Annotated in this window: 21 protein-coding genes; 10 read left to right on the forward strand and 11 right to left on the reverse strand. The window is 66.9% G+C overall.

What is annotated here, in order from left to right:
• The first annotated feature begins 75 nt into the window (after positions 1–75).
• The 3 genes from K307_RS35520 (at position 76) to K307_RS35530 (ending at position 2,081) form a co-directional block, all read left to right on the forward strand.
• A complete protein-coding gene (locus K307_RS35520) occupies positions 76–444 on the forward strand; it encodes a VOC family protein (protein ID WP_042885745.1) in 369 nt (122 codons plus the stop codon).
• A gap of 70 nt (positions 445–514) precedes the next feature.
• A complete protein-coding gene (locus tag K307_RS35525; protein WP_042885747.1) occupies positions 515–1,366 on the forward strand; it encodes a MipA/OmpV family protein in 852 nt (283 codons plus the stop codon).
• 211 nt (positions 1,367–1,577) lie between these two features.
• Entirely contained in the window at positions 1,578–2,081 is a 504-nt protein-coding gene (locus K307_RS35530) for a hypothetical protein (protein WP_063771726.1), read from the forward strand.
• A gap of 76 nt (positions 2,082–2,157) precedes the next feature.
• Here K307_RS35530 and K307_RS35535 read toward each other — a convergent pair whose 3' ends face one another.
• Positions 2,158–3,354, reverse strand: a complete 1,197-nt coding sequence (locus K307_RS35535; protein ID WP_051975312.1) for a patatin-like phospholipase family protein — start codon at positions 3,352–3,354, stop codon at positions 2,158–2,160.
• A 302-nt stretch (positions 3,355–3,656) separates the two neighbouring features.
• On the opposite strand from K307_RS35535, the gene K307_RS35540 reads away from it, so the two are divergent.
• Entirely contained in the window at positions 3,657–4,289 is a 633-nt protein-coding gene (locus K307_RS35540; RefSeq protein WP_042885749.1) for a malonic semialdehyde reductase, read from the forward strand.
• Positions 4,290–4,382: 93 nt separating this feature from the next.
• On the opposite strand, the gene K307_RS35545 is transcribed toward K307_RS35540, so the two are convergent.
• The 8 genes from K307_RS35545 to araD form a co-directional block, all read right to left on the reverse strand.
• Entirely contained in the window at positions 4,383–5,762 is a 1,380-nt protein-coding gene (locus K307_RS35545) for an FAD-containing oxidoreductase (protein WP_042885751.1), read from the reverse strand.
• A gap of 265 nt (positions 5,763–6,027) precedes the next feature.
• Entirely contained in the window at positions 6,028–7,239 is a 1,212-nt protein-coding gene (locus tag K307_RS35550) for an NAD(P)/FAD-dependent oxidoreductase (protein WP_042885753.1), read from the reverse strand.
• 541 nt (positions 7,240–7,780) lie between these two features.
• Positions 7,781–8,719 carry a 2-hydroxyacid dehydrogenase gene (locus K307_RS35555; protein WP_042885755.1) on the reverse strand — a complete coding sequence of 313 codons (939 nt, stop codon included), beginning with the start codon at positions 8,717–8,719 and terminating at the stop codon, positions 7,781–7,783.
• 36 nt (positions 8,720–8,755) lie between these two features.
• Positions 8,756–9,760: a Bug family tripartite tricarboxylate transporter substrate binding protein gene (locus K307_RS35560; protein WP_042885758.1), complete on the reverse strand. Its 1,005-nt coding sequence runs from the start codon at positions 9,758–9,760 to the stop codon at positions 8,756–8,758.
• A gap of 20 nt (positions 9,761–9,780) precedes the next feature.
• Positions 9,781–10,785, reverse strand: a complete 1,005-nt coding sequence (locus K307_RS35565; protein WP_042885760.1) for a tripartite tricarboxylate transporter substrate binding protein — start codon at positions 10,783–10,785, stop codon at positions 9,781–9,783.
• A gap of 165 nt (positions 10,786–10,950) precedes the next feature.
• Positions 10,951–11,952 carry a Bug family tripartite tricarboxylate transporter substrate binding protein gene (locus tag K307_RS35570; RefSeq protein WP_042885761.1) on the reverse strand — a complete coding sequence of 334 codons (1,002 nt, stop codon included), beginning with the start codon at positions 11,950–11,952 and terminating at the stop codon, positions 10,951–10,953.
• Between the two features lie 87 nt (positions 11,953–12,039).
• Entirely contained in the window at positions 12,040–12,759 is a 720-nt protein-coding gene (locus tag K307_RS35575) for a ribonuclease activity regulator RraA (RefSeq protein WP_042885762.1), read from the reverse strand.
• A gap of 34 nt (positions 12,760–12,793) precedes the next feature.
• Positions 12,794–14,533 carry an L-arabinonate dehydratase gene (araD, locus tag K307_RS35580; protein WP_042885763.1) on the reverse strand — a complete coding sequence of 580 codons (1,740 nt, stop codon included), beginning with the start codon at positions 14,531–14,533 and terminating at the stop codon, positions 12,794–12,796.
• A 178-nt stretch (positions 14,534–14,711) separates the two neighbouring features.
• On the opposite strand from araD, the gene K307_RS35585 reads away from it, so the two are divergent.
• A complete protein-coding gene (locus K307_RS35585; RefSeq protein WP_042885764.1) occupies positions 14,712–15,419 on the forward strand; it encodes a GntR family transcriptional regulator in 708 nt (235 codons plus the stop codon).
• A 23-nt stretch (positions 15,420–15,442) separates the two neighbouring features.
• Here the strand turns inward: K307_RS35585 and K307_RS35590 are convergent, their stop codons facing one another.
• Positions 15,443–17,143 (reverse strand): thiamine pyrophosphate-binding protein, encoded by a 1,701-nt coding sequence (locus K307_RS35590; RefSeq protein WP_042885765.1) that lies wholly within the window; start codon positions 17,141–17,143, stop codon positions 15,443–15,445.
• A 181-nt stretch (positions 17,144–17,324) separates the two neighbouring features.
• Here K307_RS35590 and K307_RS35595 point away from each other — a divergent pair, with 181 nt between their 5' ends.
• Genes K307_RS35595 through garL form a run of 3 tightly spaced genes read left to right on the forward strand, consistent with a single transcriptional unit; the run spans position 17,325 to position 20,335 of the window.
• Complete coding sequence (locus K307_RS35595; protein ID WP_080745343.1) at positions 17,325–18,350, forward strand: Bug family tripartite tricarboxylate transporter substrate binding protein; 1,026 nt, start codon at positions 17,325–17,327, stop codon at positions 18,348–18,350.
• Between the two features lie 29 nt (positions 18,351–18,379).
• Positions 18,380–19,483, forward strand: a complete 1,104-nt coding sequence (locus K307_RS35600; protein WP_042885766.1) for a malate/lactate/ureidoglycolate dehydrogenase — start codon at positions 18,380–18,382, stop codon at positions 19,481–19,483.
• A gap of 57 nt (positions 19,484–19,540) precedes the next feature.
• Positions 19,541–20,335 (forward strand): 2-dehydro-3-deoxyglucarate aldolase, encoded by a 795-nt coding sequence (gene garL / locus K307_RS35605; RefSeq protein ID WP_042885768.1) that lies wholly within the window; start codon positions 19,541–19,543, stop codon positions 20,333–20,335.
• A gap of 16 nt (positions 20,336–20,351) precedes the next feature.
• Here garL and K307_RS35610 read toward each other — a convergent pair whose 3' ends face one another.
• Positions 20,352–21,302 (reverse strand): LysR family transcriptional regulator, encoded by a 951-nt coding sequence (locus tag K307_RS35610; protein WP_042885770.1) that lies wholly within the window; start codon positions 21,300–21,302, stop codon positions 20,352–20,354.
• 217 nt (positions 21,303–21,519) lie between these two features.
• On the opposite strand from K307_RS35610, the gene K307_RS35615 reads away from it, so the two are divergent.
• Both K307_RS35615 and K307_RS35620 read left to right on the forward strand, forming a co-directional pair.
• Complete coding sequence (locus K307_RS35615; RefSeq protein ID WP_042885772.1) at positions 21,520–21,903, forward strand: nuclear transport factor 2 family protein; 384 nt, start codon at positions 21,520–21,522, stop codon at positions 21,901–21,903.
• A gap of 111 nt (positions 21,904–22,014) precedes the next feature.
• Positions 22,015–22,314, forward strand: coding sequence for a chemotaxis protein CheB (locus K307_RS35620; RefSeq protein WP_042885773.1), 300 nt, complete (start codon positions 22,015–22,017; stop codon positions 22,312–22,314).
• Positions 22,315–22,317: the final 3 nt, after the last annotated feature.

Here is a 22,317-nt window from a genome sequence, read left to right on the forward strand (position 1 = left end):
TGCGTGACGGCCGGTTGGCCGTTCCCGGCCGGGGCACACGCCGGTCCTTGCACACATCCACCGGGAGATTGCGACATGGCCATCCAGCTCAACCACACCATCGTCTTTTCCCATGACAAGAAGGTATCCGCCGACTTCCTCTGCGAGATCCTCGGGCGTCCCGCGGCAGTGCCGTTCGGGCCGTTTCTTGCCGTACGGATGGACAACGACGTCACCCTCGACTTCATGGACGCGGGAGGCGATGTTGCCCTGCAGCACTACGCCTTCCTGATCAGCGACGCCGAATTCGAGCAAAGCTTCGCCCGGATCCGCGCTCGCAACCTGATGTATTGGGCGGACCCGTATCGCAGCCACCCCGGCCAGGTCAGCACGGACGATGGCGGCCGCAGGATCTATTTCGAGGATCCGAGCAAGCATCTTCTCGAGATTTTCACGAAGGAATAAGGCGCATGCCCATCGAGAGGAAGTGGCGCGGCGACTGCCACGGGCTTCGGCAATCCGTGTCCTTGGCGATATGAGGGGGCGCAAGCGCTGCGGCGCGTTGGCGGTCGCGGCCGCGGCGTTCGGGACGCCGTGCGCGGCGCAGGATTTCGATGACATCGAGCGGCCGTTATGGGAAGCCGGCCTTGGCGTCGGGGGCATCACGCTGCCGCACTATCGCGGATCGGATGAACGCGCCAACCTCCTGTTCCCGGTGCCCTACTTCATCTACCGGGGCGAACATTTGCGCGCGGACCGCAATGGCGTGCGCGGCAAGCTGTTCGATAGCGACCGGGTCGAATTCAACGTGAGCCTCGGCATCTCGCTACCCGTGAAGAGCCGGAACGACGAAGTCCGCAGCGGCATGCCCGACCTGAAGACCGCGCTGGAAATCGGCCCTTCGCTGGCAATCACGCTGTGGCATTCCGCTGCCGACCGCGCCCGTCTCGATCTGCGGTTGCCGGTACGGCTGTCCGTGACTGTGGAATCGTCGCCAAAGGCGATCGGCTGGATCTTCTCGCCGAACCTGAACCTGGACGTCGCCAACGTGGGCGGCCTGGCCGGCTGGAATCTCGGGCTCATGGCGGGGCCGCTCTTTTCGACGGCGCGTTACAACCGGTACTTCTATTCCGTCGACGAGCAATTCGCGACCGCGGCACGCCCGGCCTACGAGGCGCGTGGCGGATACTCGGGCAGCATGGCGCTGGCTTCGCTGTCCAAGCGCTTCCGCCATCTCTGGTTTGGCGCCTTCGTCCGCTACGACCGGCTGGACGGTGCGACGTTCGAGAACAGCCCGCTGGTCCGGCGTAACGACGCACTCGCAGCAGGACTGGCGCTGAGCTGGGTCTTTGGCGAATCGGCGAAGCGCGTGCCGAGCCGGGAATAGCGCAGACCCAAGGTTGTTGGTTTGTGCTGGTGGCGAATTCGCCGCAAGTTTGTTTTCGCCCAACATTCGCTCCGTCCATCGAACGAAATTTGGCTCATGACGGGTCCGCAACGGCACCTTTCCCGTCCGCATCCAGTGGCATAGCTCCTGCGTATAAGGAGAAGGACGCCCGAGGCGTTCGTCCTTCCTCACCGCAATTCGGAGTACCGCCATGACTCGTCAGTTCGCTAACACGGCTTTCGCCATCGCCACAATTGCTGCCGCATGCGTCGCCAGCATTGCCCAAGCTGCCACACCACGCGACAACACCTTCCGTATGGACATGCGCGACGTGTACAGCGACAGCGCGCAAGCCAGCCGCTTCGATACTTTCAGCGAAGGTAGCCACGCCATTGCGCCCGCCGGCGACGAGCGTTCCCTCTCTGGCCTGGACCGCCGTGGCGTGTCGGCCGATCCCGCGCGCAAGTTCGACGTCTACACCGACGGCGCCTTGGCCGGCATGGACCGCAGCGGTGTATCGGCCGATCCCGCGCACAAGTTCGACGTCTACACCGACGGCGCCCTGGCCGGCATGGACCGCAGCGGTGTATCGGCCGATCCCGCGCGCAAGTTCGACGTCTACACCGACGGCGCCTTGGCCGGCATGGACCGCAGCGGTGTATCGGCCGATCCCGCGCGCAAGTTCGACGTCTACACCGACGGCGCCCTGGCCTGAACCCGTGCCTGGCAACCCCCGGCTTTACGGTTGTCGTGAGGCCGGGGGAATGCACGCGAAAGCCGAACCGACCCGGCTATTTCGCGACCCCTGAATGGGCAGGCTGCGAGGCATCCGGCATCTCCGCGCTGATCCGATGCACGGCAATCCCCTCTATCGGATCCAGTGGCTCGCGCCAGGGGGCACGCTCCAGTGCGTGTCGCGTGTCCTTGTACCCGGCCATCCAGCGGCGCTCGATCCCACACGTGGAGAAGTCGATATCGCGGTGCATGTCGTAGCCGTCGAGTTGCGGCGCATCGAGCTCGACCACGTGCATGGTCGTCCCGCACCCCCAGCCGAGCAGTTCCTGCACGGCGGCCTGCCCGCGTTCGCTTTCCGGAATATGCTTGCCCAGTTCGCGGATCACATGCCGCAGGCGGTGGATCTGCCGCTGCCGCTCCAGATGGGATTCCGCCCGGCTGGAATACTGGATGTCCCGCAGCCGGCTCATGACCTGCCAGATGGAATTGGGCTCCGGGCCGCTGGTGGGCCAGAGCTGCACCGCGAAGATCAGCGAGCTGCGGCGCGGGCGGTCGTCGAGAATCGCTTCGAGCGGGGTGTTCGAATAGATGCCGCCGTCCCAGTATGACTCGCCTTCGACCTGTACCGAGGGGAAGCCAGGCGGAAACGCTGCCGAAGCCATCACGTGATCGACGTTCAGCGGCGCGTCACGGTTGGTGAAGTAACGCATGCGGCCGCTGCGGACACTGACCGTGCCGACCGTCAGCCGTGCATGCCTGGCGTTCAGGTAGTCGAAGTCGACCAGTTGCGCCAGGGTCGCGCGCAGCGGCGAAGTCGAGTAGAACGCCGCGCTGGCGAGGCCGACGGTGGCCTGTACGCCCAGCCACCAGGCAGCGGGACTTGGGGTGAAGAACGAGGGAATGCCCCGGGTTGTGACCGCCAGCACCCGCATCCAGTCCTCGAATTGGCGAAAGCTGCCGCTCCCGTTGGCGGCGCCGCGATAGGCAACGCCATCCCAGAACTGCTTGAGCCGGGAAAGTCGCTGCGCTGGCGGATTGCCCGCGATGATGGCCCCGTTGATCGCCCCGATCGAGGTGCCGATCACCCACTCCGGCTCAAGCCCCGCTTCATGCAGGGCCTGGTAGACACCCACCTGGTAGGCGCCAAGCGCACCGCCACCTTGCAGTACCAGCACGACCTGGCCCGGTAGTTCTGTGCGTGGCGTTTCAACCTGCGCGGGCCCGGAGCCTGGTGCTCTTGTCTTCTCGCCCATTGTTCCCCCTTCTTGTCGTGGCACAGGGACGCTGACTGTTCGCTAGTATCGCCCCACGTATCAGGGGCGGCAATTGCCGCTTCGACTGACCACTGCGCGTTTCGCCCGGCGCCAGAGTGGCCTTTCGGATACCGGAGCCCTGACCGCGCGCTGGTACATGCCGATGGCGGGGGGCAAGCCTTGCGCGTATATGCAAAATCCGACAGCGCGGCGGTGAACTGCGCTGCCTATGCTAGACAGAAGCGGCATCGACCCGGTGGCCGGGTCGCCGCGCGGTCCAATCCCGTTTCAAGGAGATGACGATGAGCAAGAGCTTGAGTGAAGAAGGCATGGATCTGCTGTTTCGCGAGGCACGCACACACAGCGCGTGGCTGAACCAGCCCGTGAGCGACGAGACCCTGCGGCAGCTCTATGACTTGATGAAATGGGGGCCGACCAGCGCCAACTGCTCTCCCGCGCGCATTCTGTTCCTGCGTACCCCCGAGGCCAAACAACGCCTGGTGCCCGCGCTGGCGCCGGGCAATGTCGAGAAGACCATGGCCGCACCGGTCACCGCCATCATCGCCTATGACATCAAGTTCTACGAACTTCTGCCCAAGCTGTTCCCGCATGCGGACGCACGCTCGTGGTTCGCCGAAACCCCGGAGCTCGCGCTGACTACCGCGAGGCGAAACAGTTCCTTGCAGGGCGCGTACTTCATCATTGCCGCCCGCTCGCTTGGGCTCGACTGCGGGCCGATGTCCGGCTTCGACAATGCCAAGGTCGATCACGAATTCTTTCCCGCGGACCCGAAGGAGAATGCCTTCCAGCTCGAATATTTCCCGGACAGCCACGTGAAATCGAACTTCCTGTGCAATCTGGGCTACGGCGACCCTGCCAAGCTGTTTCCGCGCAGCCCCCGGCTGGAATTCGACGAGGCGTGCAAGCTGCTCTGATGGAGGTTGTACCGCATGCCCCGGCGCGAACGCACCAACGCGGTCGCGCCGGCTCACCAGGCATCAACGCTCCCGGTCGAGCTGGTGCGCGAGCTAGGCCTGTAGCCGCAACTCCTGCAGCAGCGTCGGTACCAGCTCGGACACCGTGGGATGGATGTGCATCGCGCGGCTGATGGTGGTATAGGGTGCCTTGGCATACATGATGTCGAGCAGTGAGTGAATCACCTCGTCGCCGGTCACGCCGAGGATCGCCGCACCCAGGATCATCCGGGTATCCGCGTCGACCACCATCTTCATGAAGCCCTGGCTCTCGCCCTTCTCCACTGCGCGCCCAACGCGGCTCATGGGGCGCGTGCCGACCAGCAGCTTGCGTCCGGATTGCCGGGCTTCTGCTTCCGTCATGCCGACGCGGCCGAGCGGAGGGTCGATGAACATGGCATAGGCTGCGATGCGGTCCGTCACCTTGCGGGGGTCGTTGTCGAGGAGATTGGCAGCGACGATCTCATAGTCGTTGTACGACGTATGCGTGAACGCACCGCGGCCGTTGCAATCGCCAAGCGCCCAGATGCCAGGGACATTGGTGCGCAACTGTTCGTCCACCATGATATAGCCGCGATCGTCGGTCTCGACCCCTGCCTGGTCGAGCCCCAGGTCCTCGGTGTTGGGCACGCGCCCAACCGCCAGCAGCAGGTGCGAACCGTGGACGTCAGGCGCCCCGCTCGCGCAATCCAGCCCGACGGCAATGTGATCGCCTTCCCTGCGCGCGCTCAGGCAGTTGGCATTGAGCCGGATTTCGATCCCCTCGCCTTCCAGGATCTCCCGCACGGCTTGCGACACATCCTCGTCTTCGCGCTGGACCAGGCGCGGGCCTTTTTCGACGACGGTCACCCTGGCCCCAAAACGCCGGTACATCTGGCCAAACTCGAGGCCAATGTAGCTGCCGCCAATGACGATCAGGTGCTCCGGCAGGAAATCCACCTCCATCATGCTCGAGTTGGTGAGATACCGTACCTGATCCAGCCCGGGCATGGGCGGAACCAGGGCCCGGCCGCCGACGTTCACGAAAATTTTGTCGGCTTCCAGCAGTTCGCCGTTGACCCGCACACCGTGCGCGCTCTCGAAGCGGGCGTGACCCTGGTAGACCGTGCCGTTTCCCAGACCGCGCATCCACTGTTCCACACCGTTGCTGGAACGGCCAGAGATTTCGTCCTTGCGTGCTTTCACTTGCTTCATGTCGACGGCGACCGGCCTGCCGATGATCACGCCGTACTCAGCGGCCCGCCGCGCCAGTTGGGCTGCGTACGCGCTCGCGACGAGGGTCTTGGTGGGAATGCAGCCGGTGTTCACGCAGGTGCCGCCAAAACGCGCGCGCTCGATGACAGCCACTTTCATGCTCGCGCCAGCCAGTCGCGCGGCGAGTGCGGGGCCGGCTTGTCCGGTGCCGATGATGATCGCGTCGAATTCTTGAGCCATCACGATTCTCCTTGCCCTTGTACCGTGGTCGCTGCAGCAAAGCCACAAACAACTTTAGGTGAAATGAGCAATGAGCGGGGCCGTCAAGGGTTCATGAACCACCGCTGGGAGAATCCAACAGATCACACGACGACGTGGCGCAGTGCCTCGCGTGTATCGGTGGGTGCGGCCGAAGCCGTCGGTACCGAGCACGACGTAGCGCGGTAGCACGAAAAAGAGGGCGATCCATTGGACCGCCCGCCCTCTATCACTATTGCTCGCGCGGTCAGGCCACGACGATACGGCGCGGATCGGCCAAAGCCAGCGCTTCGGCACGGTCAGCACTTGGCGGATAAATCCACTCGGTGTTGATCTGCGTCTTCAGTGCCTTGGCTTCCGCACCCACCAGCTTCACCTGGCGATCCCAGCCTTCGGTGTAGACCGCGCCCCACGGACCCAGGTCCAGACACGTCACGTACTTCGGCTGGCTGTAGGGAATCGGAGTTTCGCCCACGAGGTCCGCTGCCACGTTGTGGCCGGCGGACCGGCCCAGGTTCATCGCGTGCTGGCAAGACATCATCGTGACATTGCCCTCGTCATCGGTGGCGGCACGGGCGACGTCACCGGTGGCGTAGACCGTATCCAGGCCATTGACCTTCAGATTGCGATCGACATGAAGGCGGCCGAAGTTGTCGCGCTCCGCCGGGATCTGGGCCGTGAGCGTGCTGGCCCGGGCGCCCGCGGTCCAGATGACGGTGGCTGCCTCGATGCGCTCGCCGTTCTCGAGCGTGACGCCGTTCGCATCCACGGCCGCGACACCGGAGCCCAGCTTCCACGTCACACCGAGTTCGCTCAGCGCCTGCGTGATCACCGGACGAGGCCCGGCACCCAGGTCGGGACCGACTTCAGCGTTGCGCTCGACCATGATCACGTTCACGGCCGCGTCCTTGCCAAACGCCACGCGCAGACGGGCAGGCATTTCCGCGGCAGTCTCGATACCAGTAAAGCCGGCACCGGCGACCACCACCGTGTTGCGCGCGGCGCTTTCCGGACGGCTGGCCAGGCTGGCGATATGGGCCTCAAGCTGCGCGGCATCCGCCACCTGGTCGACATTGAACGCGTGCTGGTCAAGGCCCGGAATCTGCGGTCGGAACAGGCGGCTGCCGGTAGCGAGGACCAGGCGGTCATAGCCGAGCTTGCGGCGCGTCGTATCGACGCCCACGCCCACCAGTTCGACCTCCTGGCTTGCCACATCGATGCGTTCCACCACACCCTGGATGAACTTGATGCCAACGGCCTTGAAGATCTCCTGCAACGGCGCTTTCATGCCTCCCGGGTTCTGCTCGTAGAGACGCGGACGAACGTGCAACTCCGGCTCCGGCGCCACCAGCGCGATCTCCACGTCAGTGCGCCCCACTTCATCCAGCAGGCGGGCCGAAGCCAGTGCGCTCCAGAAGCCGGCAAAGCCGGCGCCGATAACAAGAATGCGTTTGGACACGTTTCATGCTCCTGAATCAATCTTCGGTTTCATCTGGCCAAAGTCCACGGTTGGCGTAGCGGCCTGATCAGCTCGACGCCAGCCTACGACTGCCGCCTTAACTACGATTGTATGAGTCGTAGTTAAGCTGACGCAAGGCTTTTTTCAACGACTCGTTCAAAACCGAAGGGGTCTCGCGCAACCGCTTGCGCTCCCGCGAGCGAATCTTTACTACGACTAGATGAGTCGTAGTTATAGAGCGAAAAGGAGCACATCATGAAACAGATCGGATGGGTTAGTGCCCTTAGCGCGGTTGCGCTCGTGGCCACAGGCGTTGCTGCCTGGGCGGCGGGGTCCGGGTGGGAGTGGGCAGTGCACGGCACGCCCCACTCGCTGATGGCAGGCCAGGACTTGACAGGGGTCTCCGCTCCGCCGGGCCACACCAATGGCACGGCCGATGAAGGCGAGGCAAGCAAAGCGTCGGGGCCGGCGTATAAATCGCTGCCTCAGCTGGCCCGGAGTGGCGCATCCCAGACTGGAATCGCCACAAGTTGAACGCGCGCTAGATCGCCGACTTTCTCACGGCACCTGTAGCAAAGAACACCTGCAGGTTCTCGAACACCAGTTCGGCCATCGCCTGCCGCGTCTCGTGCGTGGCGCTGGCGATATGCGGAAGCAGCACGACGTTGTCGAGCCCGAACAGCGCCGCGGGCACGTTCGGCTCATCCTCGAAGACATCCAGTCCGGCCCCGGCGATGCGCTGGTGAACCAATGCGTCGACGAGCGCATCCTCGTCCACCACGGTGCCGCGCGCGATATTGATTAGGAAGCCTTGCGGACCCAGTGCGTCGAGGACGGCGGCTGAGACCAGGTGGTGCGTCGACGGACCGCCGGCGGTGGCAATGACGAGGTAGTCGGCCCAGCGCGCCAGCGCTTCCAGTGAGGGCTCGTAGGCGTAAGGCGCGTCGTCGGACCGGTTGCGGCTGTGATAGCGGACCTCCATGTCGAAGCCGGCTGAGCGGTGCGCGATCACGCGCCCGATGCGGCCCATGCCAATGATACCGAGCCGCTTGCCGCTGACGCGCGTGGCCAGCGGAAACTGCCCCTTGGGCCATTCGCCCCGGCGCACGAAGCGGTCCGCGGCGCTGATCTTGCGCGACACGTCCATCAGCAGCGCGAAGGCGGTATCGGCGACGCAGTCGTTCAGCACGTCCGGGGTGTAGCCCACGGCGATGCCGCGGCTGCGTGCGGTATCGAGGTCGAGCTTGTCCAGGCCCACGCCGAAGCTGGAGATCACGCGCAGCGACGGCAAGGCGGCCAGCAGCGCGGCGTCGGCCCCGATCGCGGCGCGCGTGGTCAGGGCGACGAACTCGCTGCCGTGGCGGGCGAGGAAGTCGGCGGGATCGGTCTCGGTCCAGAACGGATGAACGTCGTAGTGCTCGGCGAGACGCGCTTCGATGGCTTCAGGCAGTCGGCCGTGCTGCAACAGGCGGGGTTTCATGCGCTTTGTATCCTTATCTGAAGAGATAGTCGGGCGTCAGTCCGCCCGTAGTTTGTTGTCGACGATGATCTTGGCGTAGCGCTTGCGGTCGGTGGCGATCAGCTCGCCGAACTGCTGCGGGGTGCTGCCTACGGGGATCGCGCCCTGCTCTACCAGTTGCTGGCGGACTTCCGGCACCGCCACCACCTGTTTCACGCCCGCGGCGATCTTCTCGACGATATCCTTTGGCGTGCCGGCCGGCGCGAGCAGGCCTACCCACGAGCCGGATTCCGCGCCGGAGATCCCGGCCTCCTGCAGCGTCGGCACATTGGGCAACGCCGGCGAGCGCACCTTGCCCGTCACCGCCAGCGCACGCAGCTTGCCCGCCTTGACGTGCCCCGCAGTCTCCAGCACCGAGGCGAACAGCATGTCGACGTTGCCGGCCATCAGGTCGGTCATCGCGGCGCCGCCGCCCTTGTAGGGCACGTGCAGCATGTCAGTGCCGGTGGCGGCCTTGAAGATCTCGCCCGACAGGTGCGGCGAGCCGCCGGTGCCGGAACTGGCGAACGTCAGCTTGCCCGGCTGCGCCTTGGCCAGCGCCACCAGGTCCTTGGCGGTCTTGGCGGCCAGCTTGGGCGTGACCACCAGCACGAACGGCAGCTCGGCCATCTCCGTCACTGGCACCAGGCCGTTGGGGTCATAGGAGAGCTTGGCGTATAGCGTCGGGTTGATCGACTGCGTGCCGACATTGCCCGCGACCAGCGTGTAGCCATCCGGCTTCGCCCGCGCCGCCAGTTCCAGGCCGACATTGCCGGCCGCACCCGGGCGATTGTCCACCAGCACCGGCTGCCCCCATAGCTGCGACAGGCGCTGCGCGACCAGCCGCGTGGCGATGTCGGTGCCGCCGCCCGGCGTGAACGGCAGGATGATTGTGACCGGCCGTGCCGGCCAGTTACCGCCGCCCTGTGCCTGCGCGGCGGGCGCAAGCAGCGGCAGGGCCGCAAGGCACAGGGTCAGCAGCGCGCGGCGCCGGCCGCCGTTGGTTTGAAAGCGATGTGGCATGCCTGTCTCCCTGTGTCGCGTCATTCCGGCTGGATGCCGGCGTTCTTGGCCACCTTGGCCCACTTGACCATCTCGGTCTGGATAAAGCCGGCGAACTGCGCGGGGCTGCCGCCCGCGGGCTCGATGCCGGCCGCCAGCAGGCGTTCACGCACGTCCGGCGCTGCCAGGGCCTGGTTGATGGCGGCGTTGAGCTTGTCGATCACGGGCTTGGGCGTGCCGGCCGGTGCGAGGACGCCGCCCCAGGTGCTGGTGTCATAGCCCGGCACGCCGGCTTCCGCCATGGTGGGCACCTGCGGTGCGATCGCTGCGTGCTTGGTCGTGGTGACGGCGAGCGCCTTGACCTTGCCGGCTTTCACCTGCGGGCCGATCGCGGCCACGGTGTCAAACATCAGCGAGACGCGCCCGCTGGTCAGGTCCGGGTGCGCCAGCGTGCTGCCCTTGTAGGGCACGTGGACCATGTCGATGCCGGCCATGCTCTTGAACAGTTCGCCAGAGAAATGCGGCGCCCCGCCCGATCCGCTCGACGCGAACGACAGCTCGCCGGGATGGGCCTTGCCATAGGCGATCAGTTCCTTGACCGACTTTACCGGGAGCGACGGCGAAACCACCAGCATCAGCGGTACGACGTGCGTCTGCACGACCGGCTCGAAGCTCTTCACCGTATCGAACGGCAGCTTGCGCACCATGCTCGGATTGATGGCGTGGCTGCTGGCCACGAGCGCCAGCGTGTAGCCGTCCGGGGCGGCCTTCGCCACCAGGTCGGTGCCGACGATGCCGGTCGCGCCGCTGCGGTTGTCCACCACCACCGACTGGCCCCAGGCCGCGGTCAGCTTCTGGCCGACCAGCCGCGCCACGAGGTCGATGGCACCGCCCGGCGAGGCGGGGACGACGATGGTGATTGGTTTGGTGGGATAGGTTTGCGCGCGGGCGCCGGTGGGCGCGAGCGCGACGAAGAGCGCTGTCGCGGCGAGGCCGGCGGCAAGGCGGGAGTATTTCGGTGCGATGGAACGGAGGGTGGTTTTCATGGTGTCTCCTGCCTGAAAAGCTATCTTGCGAATGGCGGCTGCCACCCGGGATCGGTTTGGAATCACCGCTTGGGTGCTCCCTCTCCCGCTTGCGGGAGAGGGGAGCAAACCGGCAGCGTGCGAAGTCTGTCAGCAGTCTGGAGGCGGCCTCCTGGCCCCGCCCGCTTAATCGACCCGCGCCCCTGACTTCTTCACCAGCGCTGCCCAGCGCGGGATCTCCTTGTCCATCAGCGCCGACAACTCGGCGGGCGAGCTGCCCACGACCTCCATGCCGAGCTGCTGCGTCAGCCGTTGCTGCACCGCGGGCTGCTTCAGCGCGCGCACGACTTCGGCGTTGAGCCGTTGCACCACGTCCTTCGGCGTGCCGCGCGGCGCGTAGAGCGCCTGCCAGGAAACCATCTCGAAGCCGCTGACGCCTGCTTCGGCCATGGTCGGCACCTTCGGCAGCAGCGCGGAGCGTTTGGGCGAGGTCACCGCCAGCGGACGCAGCTTGCCGGCCTTGATCATCGCCTCGCCCGCGGTCAGCTGATCGAACAGGAAAGGCACGAGCCCCGCGGCCACGTCCTGCACGGCTTGCGGGCTGCCCTTGTATGGCACGTGGGTCATCGGGACATGGATCAGGTCCGCGAACAGTTCGCCGGCCAGGTGGGTCGACGTGCCCGCACCGGACGAGGCGAAGCTGAGGCCGTTTTTCTTCTTCGCGTAGGCAATCAGTTCCTGCACGTTGTTGACCGGCAGCTCAGCATTCACCATCAGCACGTTCGGCACATAGCCAACCAGGCTGATCGGCTCGAAATCCTTGACGGGGTCGTACGACAGGTTCTTGTACAGGCTGGCGTTGATGGCGTGGGTGCTGATGGTGCCGCCGAAGAGCGTGTAGCCATCGGGCTTGGCACGCGCCACGTACCCCGCGCCCACGGCGCCGGCCGCGCCGGGCCGGTTCTCCACCACCACCGGCTGCCCAAGGGCGCGCGAGACTTCCTGGCCGATGGTGCGCGCGACGATGTCGGTCGAGCCGCCGGCCGCGAACGGCACCACCCAGGTGATCGGGCGCGACGGCCACTTGTCCTCGGCATGTGCCGGCGCGCACACGGCGCCGATGCTGAGTGCCAGGCACGCGGCCACGGTGCGGGCGCCGCGCGTCGCGAGCGCAAAACGTTGCTTCATCTTTGTCTCCTGCCATGGCCGGTCAGCGCCGGCCAGCCTGTGTAGTCGTTGGCTTGGGCCGGCTCCGGACCGGCGTCCGGACCCGCTTTAGCGGCCCGTGGCCTTGCGCCAGGCCGCGAAGTCTTCGCGCGCCTGTTCGGTGGTGGGCGGATACAGGCCAATGATGGAGCGGCCCTTGTTCACTTCCTCGGTGACGAAATCCTCGAACGCGGTCATCTCCACCGCCTCGGCGGTGATCTCTTCCGCAAGGTGGGCCGGGATGATGACTACGCCCTCGCCATCGCCGACCACCACGTCGCCGGGGAATACGGCCACGTCGCCGCAGCCGATCGGCACGTTGAATTCCAGCGCCTGGTGCAGCGTGAGATTGGTCGGCGCCGACGGGCGGTTGTGATAGGCGGGCATGGCCAGCCGGGCGATCTCGGGCGAATCGCGGAAGCCGCCGTCGGTGACGATGCCCGCGCCACCGCGCTGCATCAGGCGCGTGACCAGGATCGAGCCCGCCGAGGCCGCGCGTGCGTCCTTGCGGCTGTCGATCACCAGTACCGCGCCCGGCGGGCATTGCTCGATGGCCTGCCGCTGCGGATGCGCGGGGTCCTGGAACACCGTGATGGGGTTGAGGTCCTCGCGCGCCGGGATGTAGCGCAGCGTGAAGGCCTCGCCCACCATGTTGCCGCCCTCGGGATTGAGCGGACGCACGTCCTGGATGAACTGGTTGCGCAGGCCGCGCTTGAACAGCGCGGTGCACAGCGTGGCGGTGCTGACGGATTTGAGCTGCTCACGTACGGAGGGGCTGAGTTGGGTCATGGTGGTCCTTGCCGGGCGGCCGCGCGTGGCCGCGTCAGTAGATGCTCGGCTCGCCGGTGGGCGCGCCGAAGTCGGTTTGCAGGAAGTCAAAATCGCAGCCCTCGTTGGCCTGCCGGATATGCTGGGAGAACATCCAGCCATAGCCGCGCTCGAAACGCGGCGGCGGCGGCGTCCATTGCGCGCGGCGGCGCGCCAGGTCTTCATCGGACACTTCCAGGTGGATGCTGCGCTGCTCGATGTCGACCGAGATCAGGTCGCCGGTTTGCACCAGCGCGAACGGCCCGCCGACATACGATTCCGGCGAGACGTGCAGGATGCAGGCGCCATAGCTGGTGCCGCTCATGCGCGCATCGGACATGCGCAGCATGTCGCGCACGCCCTGCTTCACCAGCTTCTTCGGGATCGGCAACATGCCCCACTCCGGCATGCCGGGTCCGCCTTGCGGGCCGGCGTTGCGCAGGATCAGCACGTGGTCGGCGGTGACGTCAAGGTCGTCGCGCTCCACCGCTTCCTTCATCGACGGATAGTCATCGAACACCAGCGCCGGCCCGGTGTGCTTGAAAAACCGTTTCTCGCAGGCGCTGGGCTTGATCACGCAGCCGTCCGGCGCGATGTTGCCCTTGAGCACGGCCAGCGCGCCTTCCTGGTAGAGCGCGTTCTCCGGCGTGCGGATGACGTCGTCGTTATAGACCTCGGCCCCGGCGATGGACTCGCCCAGCGTGCGGCCGGTGATGGTCAGCGCGTCGAGGTGCAGCCGGTCGCTGATGCGGCTCATCAGCGCAGGCAGGCCGCCCGCGTAGAAGAAATCCTCCATCAGGTATTTGTCGCCACTGGGCCGGATGTTGGCGATCACCGGCACGCGCCGGCTGGCGGCGTCGAAGTCCTCCAGGCCGATGTCATGGCCGGCGCGCCGCGCCATGGCAATGACATGGATAATCGCGTTGGTGGAACAGCCCATCGCCATCGCCACGGCGATGGCGTTCTCGTACGACTGCCGCGACTGGATGCGCTGCGGCGTCAGGTCCTCCCACACCATGTCGACGATGCGGCGGCCGGCCTCGGAACACATGCGGATGTGATTGGCATCGGCGGCCGGGATCGAGGACGCGCCGGGCAATGTCATGCCGATTGCTTCGGCGATGGCGGTCATGGTGCTGGCCGTGCCCATCGTCATGCAGGTGCCGTGGCTGCGCGCGATGCCGCCTTCGATGCCGATCCACTCCACCTCGCTTATATTGCCCGCGCGGCGTTCGTCCCAGTACTTCCAGGCGTCCGAGCCGGAGCCCAGCACCTTGCCCTTGTAGTTGCCGCGCAGCATCGGGCCGGCCGGCACGAAGATGGCCGGAACGCCCGCGCTGGTGGCGCCCATCAGCAGGCCCGGCGTGGTCTTGTCGCAGCCGCCCATCAGCACGGCGCCGTCGATGGGATGGGAGCGGATCAGCTCTTCGGTCTCCATCGCCAGGAAGTTGCGATAGAGCATGGTGGTCGGCTTGACCGAGCTCTCCGACAGCGAGATCGCCGGCAGTTCGATGGGGAAGCCGCCCGCCTGCAGGATGCCCCGCTTGACGTCGTCGACGCGCTGCTTGAAGTGGGCGTGACAGGGATTGATATCCGACCACGTATTGATGATGGCGATGAGCGGCTTGCCCATCCACTCGCCCGGCGAGTAGCCCATCTGCATGATGCGGGACCGATGGCCCGATGAGCGGAGGTCATCGGGGGCGAACCAGCGCGCGCTGCGCAGCGCGTCCGGCGTCTTCTTTCGAGCCGTCATTGTCTCTTCCACTTTTGGTCATACGGCCTGCCGCGCGTGGCCCGGCCTCGATGAAAAACATTAAAGCACTAATATATTAGTACGTCAATGTGGGTGGAATCCCTTAGAATCGCACCCACTGGGAACGCTCCAGGACCGCCAGTGTGACGGTTCAGGCGCCCCGCCTTAGCTTCCTGCCATGCGAGCCGCACCCGCACTCTCTTCACCGCCCGCCCAGTTCCAGTTCGACCGCACGCGCCATGCCGCCCCGCAGGTGTTCGAGCACCTGCGCGACCAGATCCTCTCGATGGCCCTGCCGCCCGGCACCATCCTGTCGCGCCCGGAACTGGCCGAGCAATATGGGACCAGCCAGACCCCGGTCCGAGACGCGCTGATCCGCCTCGGCGAAGAAGGCCTGGTCGACATCTTTCCGCAGCACGCCACGGTGGTCAGCCCGATCAACGTCGCCCTGGCCACGCAGGCGCACTTCCTGCGCCGCTCGGTCGAACTCGAGATCGTGCGCACGCTGGCGCTGCAGGCCGATCCGGTGCTGGTCGAACGCCTGCGTGCCACGGTCGCGCGGCAGCGCATGATGCTGGAGCTGCAGGACCTCGACGAATTCAGCGTCACCGACCAGGCCTTCCATCGCGAGCTCTATGATGCCGCGAAGGTGCCGGACCTGTGGGGCCTGGTGCGCCGGCAAAGCGGCCACCTGGACCGGCTGCGCCGCCTGCACCTGCCCATTCCCGGCAAGGCCCTGGCCGTGCTGCGCGACCACGACGCCATCGTCGACGCGATCGCGTCCGCCGATCCGGCGCGCGCCGAGGCCGCGCTGCGCGCGCACCTGTCGGGCACGCTGGCCAACATCGACGACATCCGCGCGCGCTTCTCGGACTATTTCCGCTGAGGCACCCGCGACGCCGGGCCGCCTCACTGATCCACCCACATCGCCGGCGTAATCTGGCGCGGATCGGTCACCAGTTCGATCAGCGCCGGCGTGCCGGCGGCGCGGGCGCGCTCGAAGGCCCCGGCAAACGCATCGGCATGCTCGACGCGCTCGGCCCAGGCGCCGCAGGCCCGTGCCATCGCCACGAAATCGGGATTGCGGATGCCGGTGCCGCTGACGCGCCCCGGATAGCGCTTCTCCTGGTGCATGCGGATGGTGCCGTACATGCCGTTGTTGACCAGCACGACGATGACGTTAGCGCCGGCCTCCGCCGCGGTCGCCAGTTCCTGCGGATACATCAGGAAGCAGCCGTCGCCAGCAAAGCAGACCACGGTCCGTTCCGGATTCCTCAGCTTGGCCGCGATAGCGGCTGGCAGGCCGTAGCCCATCGCGCCGCAGGTGGGGGCCAGCTCGGTGCGCGGCTGGCGGTAGGCATAGAACCGGTGCAGCCAGACCGTGTAGTTGCCGGCGCCGTTGCTCAGGATGGCGTCGTCGGGCAGCGTCTGGTCGAGGTGCTGCATCACCTTGTTCAGGTCGACACCGCACAGCTGCGCATTCGGCGCCACCGGCGTCGCAAAGGCTACGTGGTCGGCGCGCGCGGCACGAGTCCATGGCGCCCAGCGCGGCGATTCCGGTGCGGCCAGCCCGGCGAGCATGCGCGTGCCAGGCGCGATGCCGGCCTGGATCGCCAGTTCGGCCTGGTACACGCGGCCCAATTCGGCGCTGTCGGCATGGACATGCACCAGCCGCTGGCGCGGTCGCGGCGGCTCCAGCAACTGGTAGCCGTCGGTGGCGATGTCGCCAAGGCGGGTGCCGAACGCGAGGATCAGGTCGGCCTCGCGCACGCGCGCCGCCAGGCGCGGGTTGACGCCCAGGCTCAGGTGGCCAGCATAGTGTTCGTCGCGGTTGTCGAAGACGTCCTGACGCCGGAAGGCACAGGCCACCGGCAGGTCCCATGCCTTGATGAAGGCGGCAAAGTCGGCTGCCGCTTCGGCAGTCCAGCCAGCGCCGCCGGCGATCACCAGCGGGCGTTCGGCGCCGGCCAGCACGGCGCGCAGCGCCTCGGCATCTTCCTGCGACGGCGAAGCCGTGACCGGCCGGTACGGTGCCGCATCGGCGCATTCGCACAGCCCGTCGAGCACGTCCTCGGGCAGCGCCAGCACCACCGGGCCGGGCCGGCCCGAGGTCGCGCACTGGAAGGCCCGGGCTACCAGTTCCGGGATGCGCGCGGGGTCATCGATCTGCGCCACCCACTTCGCCATGCCACCGAACATCGCTACGTAGTCCACTTCCTGGAACGCCTCGCGCCCCACGTGCTGGCGCGCGATCTGGCCGACGAACAGGATCATCGGCGTCGAGTCCTGCGCTGCGATATGCACGCCGATGCTGGCATGGGTGGCGCCCGGGCCGCGGGTCACGAAGCAGATGCCGGGACGGCCGGTCAGCTTGCCGTCGGCCTCGGCCATGTTCGCGGCCGCACCCTCATGCTTGCAAACCACCACGTCGATGGCGGGCTGGTCGTGCAGCGCATCCAGCACGTCGAGGAAGCTCTCGCCCGGCACGCAGTAGATGCGATCGGCGCCATGAAGGCGCAACGCGTCCACCAGCACGCGGCCGCCGGTGCGCTGGATTGGCGTCTGGGGTTCGGATGAATGGGCGGGGGACAAGGCGGATTGAGGCGTCATGGCGGGTCAGCAGATTCGGGTGGAGATGCACAGCGCAGATTGTTGCCTTGGGTCCGCCGCCACTGCCCGCGTCTTCCTGCATGCCTGCTATGCAGAAAACGCAAGGCTCGACCCGCCGCCGGGCGGTAGATTGCTGGCAGGCCGCAAAGCGGCCCCCACAAGAAAACCAGGAGACAACCCCATGCCAGACCTCACCTGCCCGCAGGACGCCTGCCTTGCGCGACGGATTGCCCCGCGCCTGGCCCTGGCCTCGCTCGCCGCGCTGGCCATCGCCGCCCTGCCCGCCAAGCCGGCGCGGGCGCAGGACGGCTGGCCCGCCAAGCCCATCACCTATATCGTGCCGTTCGCGGCCGGCGGTTCCACCGACGTGCTCGGCCGGCTGGTCGGCCAGCGGCTGTCGCAAGCGCTCGGCCAGCCTGTGGTGATCGAGAACCGCCCCGGCGCCGGCGGCAATATCGGCTCCGACTATGTCGCCAAGGCGGCGCCGGATGGCTACACGCTGGTCGGCGGGACCATCAGTTCCCATGCGATCAACGTCAGCCTGTACCCGAAGATGCCGTATGACCCGGTGAAGAACTTCCAGCCGGTGGCGCTGATCGGCACCCTGCCCAACGTGCTGGTGGTCAACGCCAACAGCCCCTGGAAATCGGTGCAGGACGTGATCGCCGCGGCCAAGGCGCGCCCGGGCGGGGTCAGCTTCGGTTCCTCAGGCAACGGTACTTCGCAGCACCTGTCCGGCGAGCTGTTTGCGTCGATGGCCGGCCTGAAGCTGCTGCATGTGCCGTTCAAGGGCAGCAGCCCCGCCGTCCAGGCCCTGCTCGGCAACCAGGTCGACATGGTGTTCGAGAACAGCATCGCCGCGATGCCACTGATCCAGGCCGGCAAGCTGCGCGCGCTGGCCAGCACTGGGCCGCGCCGTGCGCCCGAGTTGCCCGATGTGCCGACCGTGGCCGAGAGCGGCCTGAAGGGCTATGAGATCGTTTCGTGGCAGGCGATCTTCGCGCCGGCCGGCACGCCAATGCCGATCGTCAACCGGCTCGTTGCCGAGATCGGCAAGATCATCCACGAGCCCGAGGTGCGCAACCGCCTGGTGAGCATGGGCATCGAGCCGTCCGGCGCGGGACCCGCCGAGCTGTCTGCATTCCAGAAGGCCGAGGTGGCCAAATGGGGCAAGCTGGTCAAGACGGCCGGCATCCACCTGGAGTAAGCACCTGACCCCCGACCATCACTAAAGACATGAGCGAACACCATATCCCTACCGCAGCGCTGCACCGCTGGGTCAACGATCTCTGGCTCGCGGCCGGCTCCGATGCCCGTGAGGCGCGCCTCACGGCGCACCACCTGGTCGGCGCCAACCTGAGCGGCCACGATTCCCACGGCGTGGGCATGATCCCCAAGTACGTGCTGTCGTGGCAGGCGGACGAGCTGCAGCTGAACCGCAACGTCAGTGTGCTGCACGACGCCGGCAGCATGCTCAGCCTCGACGCCAACCGCGGCATGGGCCAGGCTGTCACCGAGGAAGCCATGGCGCTGGCCATCGAGCGCGCCAGGGCGCACGGGGTTTGCGTGATGGGGCTGCGGCAGTCGCACCATCTCGGGCGGGTCGGGCACTGGGCCGAACAGGCGTGCGCGGCCGGCATGATCTCGATCCACTTCGTCAACGTGCTGTCCAAGCCCATCGTCGCCCCGCACGGCGGTAGCGAGGCGCGCTTCGGCACCAACCCCTTCACGGTCGGCGTGCCGGTGGCCGGCGCGCCGCCGCTGGTGCTCGACTTCGCCACCAGTGCGATCGCGCTGGGCAAGGTGCGGGTGGCCAACAACAAGGGCGTCGACGTGCCGGCCGGCTGCCTGCTCGATGCGGATGGCGTGCCGACCACGCGGCCGGGGGTGATGTTTCCCGGCGAGGGCGAGGCGCAGGGTGCGCTGCAGGCGTTCGGCGGCGAGTCCGGCGGCCATAAGGGCTACGCGCTGGCGGTCATGTGCGAACTGCTCGGCGCCGCCGTGACGGGCGGCCACACCATCCGCCCTGAGACGCTGACCCACCGCCATGCGGTGTGGAACAACATGCTGGCGATCGTGTTCGACCCTGAGCGGCTGGGCACCAGCACCAGCTTCGGCGATGAGGTCCAGGCTTTCGCCGACTGGGTGCGGTCATCGCGGCTGCTGCCGGGCAATGACGGCATCGCCCTGCCCGGCGAGCCCGAACGGCAGCGCCGGCGCGAACGTGCCGAAACCATCCCGGTGGACAGCGGCACCCTCGCCCAGCTCGATGACGCCGCGGCGCGGGTGCAGTCCGTACGCGGCACCTCGCCCGGGCCGCTGTCGCGCCTGGCGGCCTAGTTCGTCCCGCTATCGATCCTGCTCCCCCAGCCAATCCCGACAAAAGGAAAAGACGCCATGCCCACGCCCCACCAACCTCGCCCGCCGTACTCGCCGCTGCCCAACGCCTTCCGAACCGCCGTGCTGGCACAGCAGCGGCAGTTCGGCTTATGGTGCTCGCTGGCCAGCCCGGTCACCGCCGAGATCATTGGCCTGGCCGGCTTCGACTGGCTGCTGCTCGATACCGAGCATGCCCCCAACGATCCGCTGACGCTGCTGCCGCAGCTGATGGCACTGAAGGACAGCCCCAGCGCCCCCGTGGTCAGGCCGCCCTGGAACGACCCGGTACTGCTCAAGCGCCTGCTCGACCTTGGCTTCTACAACTTCCTGATTCCGTTCGTGGAGAGCGCCGAACAGGCGCACCAGGCGGTGTCCGCCACGCGCTACCCGCCGCTGGGCACGCGCGGGGTGTCGATGACGCAGCGCAGTAACCGCTATGGCACGGTGCCCGGCTACTTCGAACAGATCAACGACAACATTTGCGTGCTGGTCCAGATCGAGAGCCGCAAGGGCGTCGACGCCGCCGAGGAAATCTGCGCGGTCGAAGGCGTGGATGGCATCTTTATCGGTCCGAACGACCTGGCCGCAGCATGCGGCCACCTGGGCAATCCCAACCACCCCGAGGTTCAGGCCGAGATCGCGCGCATCTTCGCGGCAGCGCGGCGGGCCGGCAAGGCGGTCGGCACGCTGACGCCGGTGGAAGCCGACGCGCGGCGATACCTGGAGATGGGGGCCAGCTTCGTCGCCGTGGGGCTGGACCACGTGCTGCTGCGCCAGGCCACGCAGGCGCTGCGTGAGCGCTTCACTGACTGACGACCGGAAACCGCGCTCAGACCAGCCGCGCGCCCGGCCAAGCCCCCGACATCACGGTATTGCGGACCGACTGGCGCACGGTCTGCATGATGTCCCACAGCTCCGGCACCGGCGGCCGGTTCCTGGCGGTGGCCAGCGCTACCTGCCGCGTCACCACCGGCTCGACCAGCCTGGCGCAGCGCAGCCGCCCCTGGGCCACGCGGTCCGCCACCGCGGCAAACGGCAGCAGCGTGGCGCCGCAGCCGTCTTCCACCAGCCGCATCGAGACGGTATTCGACGCATCGCACTCCATCGCCAGCTGCAGCGACTTGCCCGCGCGCGCGACCAGGTTCTCGGCCAGCACGCGCAGGCCGTGGCCGGTGCTCGGCAGGATCAGCGGCACTTCGTCAAGGCTGGCGCAGCGGAAGCTCGGCCCGATATGGCCCCATGACGTCGGCGTGACCAGCGTCAGGTCTTCCCCCAGCAGCACGTCGACCTTGAGTGCGCCGTGCTGGTCCGGCAGGTAGATCAGCGCGACGTCGATTTCGCCGGCGGCCAGCCATCCCAGCAGCGGGCTGGCGAGCCCTTCGACAAAGCGCACTCGGGTGGCGGGAAAGCGCTGCTTGACGGCGGTGCCGATGCTGGCGAACGCGGTGTTGGCGATGGTCGGCTGCGCCGCGATGATCAGCTGCGCGGGGCCTTGCGCGGTCGACGCCCGGATCGCCTCGCGCGCCTCGGCGAGCGTGGCCGAGACTTGCCGCGCATACCCGAGCAGGGTCTCGCCCGACTCGGTCAGGATCATGCCGCGGCCGGTGCGATGGAACAGCCGGGTATCGAGGTTGGCTTCCAGTCGGGCGATCTGCCGGCTGACGGTGGACTGGTCGGCGCCCTGCTCCAGCGCGGCGCGGGAGATGCTGCCCGTGCTGGCGACGCAGACGAAGCAGGCCAGGTCTTCAGAATTCAATGGAGCAGGAGCATTCGCGCTCATGGGTTGCGCATTCCGGGCAGCGTGTTGGTGAGGGACCGGATGGCGCCAGGCGCCCGCATGCGCGGACGCACGCCTGCGAACCGGCTGTCGTGCCAGGCCGATTTTAACCGTGCAGTGCCCTGAGCCGGCAACCGTGCCCTGGCTTGAACACGCCCTGGTTTGGCACTAAGTTGGATTCACATCTGGGGCAATCCGCGTTTCCGAAGCAGGAGCAAACATGGCCACCGCACTTCCCGTCGTCAAGGCCGCCTACGACGCCTTCGGGCGCGGCGATGTCGCAGCCATTCTCGATCTCGTTGCCGACGACGTGGACTGGAAGCTGCTGGGGCCGCCCGCAATCCCCTACGCCGGGCAGCGCAGTAGCAAGGATGAGGTGGCGCGCTTCTTCGCGGAGGTTGGGCAAGCGGACGACACGCAACTCTTCGAGCCGCGCGAGTTCATCGAGGCTGGCGAACACGTGACCGTGCTGGGCTTCGAACGGCTTATGACGCGGCCGCAAGGGAAACTGGTCGAAACCGACTGGATTCATGTCTTTACAGTTCGTGGCGGCAAGATCACGCGCTGGCGCGGTTGCTACGATACCGCTGCGCGCTTTCTGTAAGGCGCGGTGACTGGAACGGCACCCGTCGTCGCACAGGCCGCCGCCAAGCCGCGATAATGATCATGAGCGGGCCAGTACACCGCGGATATTTATTCGCACACTGGAGACGACGTGATCCATCTTGCGACAGCGGCGAACGAATCGGCTTCGAAGGCCTTCCCACTGGTGGACATCGGCGCTTCGGCTGGCGGACTTGAGGCGATTTCCGAACTGATGGCGGAAATCCCCGCGGTCAGCGGGATGGCATTCCTGGTGGTACAGCATCTGGACCCCTCCCGGCCCAGCCTCCTTCCTGAAATCCTGGCCAAACGGGTGTCCATGCCGGTGCTGGAAGCCGTTGAAGGGATGATTGTCGAAGCCGACCACCTGTACGTCATTCCGGCAAACATGATCTGCGGGTCGCCGCCGTGATGG

The sequence above is a fragment of the Cupriavidus necator A5-1 genome (genome assembly GCF_000744095.1).
Taxonomy (GTDB): domain Bacteria; phylum Pseudomonadota; class Gammaproteobacteria; order Burkholderiales; family Burkholderiaceae; genus Cupriavidus; species Cupriavidus necator_A.